1 protein-coding gene is annotated in these 6,293 nt (G+C 37.0%); it reads right to left on the bottom strand.

Going from position 1 to position 6,293, the window contains the following annotated elements:
• A partial coding sequence (locus tag ACFWU4_RS06465) for a PKD domain-containing protein (RefSeq protein ID WP_411126013.1) occupies positions 1-5,525 on the bottom strand: 5,525 nt, incomplete at its 3' end.
• Positions 5,526-6,293 lie beyond the last annotated feature (768 nt).

Below are 6,293 nucleotides of genomic sequence, written 5' to 3'. Positions count from 1 at the left end.
CTTCCTGTAATCTCTACTGCATTTAAATACTCCCCTGATACTCCAGTTGGTGCATCTACTGTTGCATCAAATGTTAATATCAATGTATCTGAACCTACTGGCACAGTTAATCCTGTCCAGTCTACTTGGTTACCAGTTAATACATTGGTTCCTCCTGTAATGTTAACTATGTTACTATAACCGTCTGGTACTATATCTTGTACTGAAACACCTGTTGCCTCATCATTTCCTCTATTACTTAAAGTAACCGTAAAAGTCACTACATCGCCAACGTTTGGCGTGCTATCACTTACTGTTTTTACTATTGATAAATCTGCTGTTTCAACTGTAACCTCAGCATTATCTTCATCATCCTCATCTTGATCACCATCGTCATTATCTGGATCACTATCTGGATCAGCTTGATCACTTGCTGTAACTTCTGCAATATTGTTGTATTCACCTGATGAACCTGAAGGTTCATTTATTGTTGCCGTAATATTTAATGTTGCTGCTGCTCCATTAGCTATACTAGCAATAGTCCATAATCCTGTTGCATCATCATAATCACCTCCTGCATCATCACTCACATAAGTGAAGCCTGAAGGTAACTCATCTGTTACCTCTACATTAGTTGCTGCGTCGGCGCCACTATTATTAACGACAATAGTAAATACCACTGTATCTCCTACAGTTCCATCTGTAGGTGTAACACCCTTACTTAGGGATAAATCTGCTGATTGGATTGTAACTTCGGCATTATCTTCATCATCTTCACTTTGATCTCCATCGTCATTATCTGGATCACTATCTGGATCAATACTATCACTTCCTGTAACCTCCGCAATATTAACATACGGACCTGTAGCATTAACAGTAGCGTTAAATGTTAAAGCTAAAGTTGTTCCATTAGGAATATCTAAATTGGACCACGTAATTGTTTGTGTACCCAAATCAAATGTTCCACTATTAGAAACTGTACCTGATACTAAAGTATAACCAAGTGGTAAAATATCTTGAACAATTACATTTTCAGCATCTGAATTAGTAGAACTTGCATCATTATTAAATACTGAAACAGTAAATGTTACTATATCTCCGACATTTACAGAAGATGAAGAAACTGTTTTTGTTAATTCTAAATCTGACACTGGTAATATGACTAGTGTCATTTGATCTGTAGCTATACTACAAGGTCCATTTTCTACAGTCCATTCGAAAACGTAAGTTCCTACTGCAGTACCTGTTACTTGTGTAATAGGATCATTAATATCTATAAAGTTAGCGGTTGTTGGACCTGATACTTGAGACCAAGTACCTTGACCAGCACTTGCTGGATCAGCACCTAAAGTAACCGTATCAAATTCAGGTATCGATTGATTAGGACCTGCTTCCGAAGTAATTGGATCTGAAAAGATAATTATTTCTACCGTATCTTCTAAGGTACAACCTCCACCTACAGCAGTCCATGTAAATTCATATACACCAGCACTTAAACCAGTAACTAAACTATTTGGATTATTTGGTGATGCTATATTTATACCTGTTGGATCACCGCCTGTTTGCGACCAAGTACCTATACCCTCAACTAAGTCAGTGGCACCTAAAAATATGTTAGATTCATCACAAAATTCTTGATCAGGACCTGCAATTGCCTCAGAAGGAGGTGGTCCTGTAAACGTTATAGTTACTGTATCTGCCTGAGGGGAACATAATGATGGTGGTAAAAACGGATCTGTTGGACTTGGTGGATCTGACGGAGGGGGATTATTGGATACGGTCCAAGTTAGAATATATACATCATCAAGACCATCATTTCCTACATCATCAGGGATATTTGACAACGTAGTTTGTGGATTATTTGGGCTATCTATAACAACTAATCCACCTGATGGATCGTCACCTGGATTTTCAAAAGTCCAAATACCAATACCTACTGTTGGTAGAGTTGCATCCAACTGCGCATCTAATTGACATGCATTTGGTTGATCAGCCCCAGCTTCAACAGGTGTTGGACCTTCAAATACCTCAACACGTACAATATCTGATTTATCTGTACAATTATTTGTAGCAAAATTTAATTCGAAAATATATAATCCTGGAACTGAAAGTCCGGTTACATCTGTAGTTGGACTATTCAAAGCTGATGTGAATGCAATGGTTGCTCCTCCTGGTTGAGATAATAATCTCCATTCGGAAGTTACATCACCTGGAATTTCTGGAAAACTCATTGTCGCATCCAGATTTCCAGTTGTTAATGTTGCAGTTGTTGTATCTAAAATACATATATCTTGATCTTCTCCTGCTTCAGGATCTTCAGATGGACCATCGCTTACACTTATTGTGACTTGATCTGAATTATTACAAACGTCTCCTGGAGCTGTATAATCAGTTTCATATTGAAAGACATAATCAAAACCAGGCTCTACAGTTGCGTTTGCTACATTACTATTCGCTGGAGATTGCGAAGGAGCAAATCCTCCGATACCAGCTGGATTTGTTGTAGAAACAATTGTCCAAGTACCTGTTGTACCTGCTGTAGCTTCAAGAAAAACGCTTGTAGCTTCACATAAATTTTGATCATTACCTGCGCTCGCAGGTGCAAAAACGTCTACAATAACATCATCAGTTGAGTCAGAACATAAAGGAGAACCACTAACTGTAGTCCATCTAAACACATAAGAACCAGTAGTAAGTCCAGTAACATTTATTGAGTTATTACCTGGATTATCTATATTTGGAGAATTAGGGCCAGAAACTATCGACCAAGCTCCAGTTTCAGCATTAGGATTTAGAAGAGGATCTGCTGTAATTGTTGTGTTGGTTTGTGCACAAACTACTTGATCACCACCTTGTATATTTGCTGTAGTTGGCGGAATGCCCACCTCAATCTCTACTTGATCAGCAGCTCCTGCTGTTGTACAATTACCATAAGCAATAACCCATTCAAACACATACGTTCCGTCTAATAAATTTGAAAACGTCGCAGTTGGACTATTTTCGTCGTCAACCGTATAACCCGATAGACCTGAGACTAAAGTCCAAGTACCTACACCTCCAAAAGGAGTTGGGTCTTGTGCATTCATAGAAAATGATAAAGCAACAGGATCTAAACATAGACTTTGATCTAAACCAGCATCTACGGTTGTACCTGTGTCGGCAATGACAACTTCAACCTCGTCAAATGTTTCTGGACATCCGTTTGGAGCTGGGGCAGTGTACCCGATAGACCATCTAAAGATATATTGACCATTTATTAAATTATCTACGGAAGTAGTTGGATCTTCATCATCAATAAAATTGGCTGCTGAAGGTCCTGAAATTTGCGTCCATGTACCTGTTTCATCTGCTTCCGGTGTATTACCTGCTAAATTTGGAATTGAAATCGTGCCATCTGGTAAACAAAAATCTGCACCAGCATCTGCTATGGTAGGTGACTCGTCAGCTAATGTTGTTATCTCTACAGTGTCAACTTCAGCTGGTGCACAATCTGGAAAACCTGCAGCTTCGTCCACAGACCAAGATAAAGTATATACCGTAGATGGTAATGAAAAACCAGTTGCAATTGTATTTGGATCTGAATCATCTTCAAAAACAACACTTGGATCTGAAGCTGTCCAAATACCTACTTGACTATCTAATAATGGTGCCGCAGCTAATTGTACTGGAGCATTAAAACATATCGTTTGAGCAGCTCCTGCGTCTGTTGGTAAATTAGAAAGTGGTGTAATGGTAACTGTAGTTGTTGAAACAGCAGGAGGTGTACATTCCGGGCCAGCCGATACTGTATAGCTGAATGTATAAAGCCCTGGAATCATTGCCTGAGATGGAGCTTGACCAATGGTTGTTGTCTGTGCGTAACGATCACCAATAACGTCATTTGTCATTCCATCAGGTCCATCAACGAGAGACCAGATAGAGGTCTCACCTGGTAATAAAGTATTACCAGCCAAATTACCATCAATTTGTCCACAAATAAATTCTTGAGGTGAACCAGCATTAGATCCCGAAATAGGAGTTGAGACATAGATACTAATAGTACTATTAGCTTCGTCACAACCTTGTAATTGATTTCCTGTTCTTCTTCTTCTAAAGTTTACAGTATAAGTACCTGAAACATCGAATGAATTTATTGTTGTTGGACTATTACCCGCACCAACATAATTTGTTGGGAATGATAAAGCTGAATCAGCTGGACCATTAATAATACTATATTGTGTTTCGTTTCCACTACTAAAAATAAATGGAACATTAAATGATGTTTGTCCGCAATTACCAGTAATATTATCACCGCCGTTAACTAAAATACTTATAGGGTCTACGTTATATCGTATAGTTACATTTGCTGATGATGTACACATAGTGTCATCGTTTGTAATCGTATAGCTAAAAGTATATGTGTTAGGAGAACTTAAACCGGTTACTTGAGTCGTACTATTGTCTTCGTCAACTATTGTAGCGGCAGGTCCGCCAGTTTGCACCCATAAAACAGACTCATTTGTAAAGGCACCAAGGGAACCTACGAGTGTAGCTTGATCTGTAGAAGGATCACAAAACGTAATTGTTGGGTCTTGTACTGTAGCGGGTGAAACATCTTGAGTTGCAGGAGGTACAGTTATAGTAACGGTATCACTACCTGAAACACATGGCCCAAGAACATCCCATCTAAAAGTATACTCACCTTCAGTTAATCCACTAACACCTGTATTATTATTATTAGGATTTGCAATTGATGGTGTATTAGGACCACTCACAAAAGTCCATGTTCCTTGTTGTCCGTTTATGTTATTACCAGCAAAAGAACCATTAAGGTTTGTACTTTGACTTACTGTATAACAATTTGGTAACTCATCGTCTGGACCAGCATCAACTGGATCCACTCCACCAATATTAGTTATAGTAACTGGATCTGAAAATGATTGACATGACTGACCAGGCGCATATTCTGGACCTGTTATTACCCATTGTAAAGTTGTACTTCCTGCAGAACCTTCTGGTAAAGTTATGGTTGTAACTTCTGAAGCTGAATCACCTATTGACACTCCAGCAGGATTACCACCAACAATGACCCATTCTCCTGTTTCTCCCGGATTAAGTGGTGCATTACCATTAATTATAAGAGACCCTGACGAATCTGGACAAGACTCAATATCTGGACCTGCAGTTGCTTGCGTTATTGGTTCTACCGTTATAGTAACAGTTTGAGACGGAGTACTACCATTAAAACATACAGCTGCCAACTCAAATACGTAAGTATTACCGCCAACATAACCCGTAATTGTTGGGTCAGGATCAGACGGATCACTTATTAATACAGATGGACCAGAGATTTGCGTCCATGTTGGACCTTCTGCATATGTATCTGGAGTCGTTCCATCTAACTGCAAAGTATCGTTCGCACAAATTATTTGATCTATACCCGCATTTACGGTACAAGATTGTGCGTTAATTTTAAAACAGAACAGTAAAAAAAGAACAAAAAATATCAAATATTTGTTAGCTCCTTTTGACAATTGTTTTCCAATGTTTAAGTAGAAATTGCTCATGTAATTTTAGTTTAATAGGCTTTAATTTTCGAATATACCTTTATTGTATTTTTTCTTAATTTTTTCTAAATAAAAAACAATAATATCGACAATATACATATTTTATCGATAAAAAGTATTTTTATTGTAGTATTTTACTTTAATTGTATAAAATAAATTTGAATTTCAGTTATAACACCAACTCATAATTTATAAATCCTATACAAAATAATAGTGCATTTCGCGACCGTTTAAATAATTAAATTAGTTAACAATGTACCGCTTAAGGAGGCGACATCCGTAATTTATATAATGTAAAAAATAGGATTTAGACTTAGCTACGGAACTATTAACATCGTTTAAGGAAACTATGCGTCTTTAAACCTTATATCTAATTAATACTATTCAATTAGGAATAGACTAATTAAAAACTCTTTTTGATATTCAACTAATTTAAATAAAAAAATCAGTAACACATTATAAAATCTAACTAACTTATAATTAACATTTTAACATCATTAAATTGTACTAATTATTTTCAGGCAATATTAATCGGTATACTTGCACTCTATTATAAAATTAGATAGATCAACGTTTTACAACGTTCACATAACAGAATCTCACGTTAAATGGTTTTAAACAATCTTTAGCGCTTAAACTTCTGCACTATAATAGACCATCAACCAAAATCCAAAGTTAGGGGACATTAGCATTTAGCATTTAGCATTTAGCATTTAGCATTTAGCATTTAGCATTTAGCATTTAGCATTTAGCATTTAGCATTTAGCA

The organism is Winogradskyella sp. PE311 (genome assembly GCF_046545555.1).
In the GTDB taxonomy this organism is placed as follows: Bacteria; Bacteroidota; Bacteroidia; order Flavobacteriales; family Flavobacteriaceae; genus Winogradskyella.
This window is presented reverse-complemented; position numbering and strand designations above follow the sequence as displayed.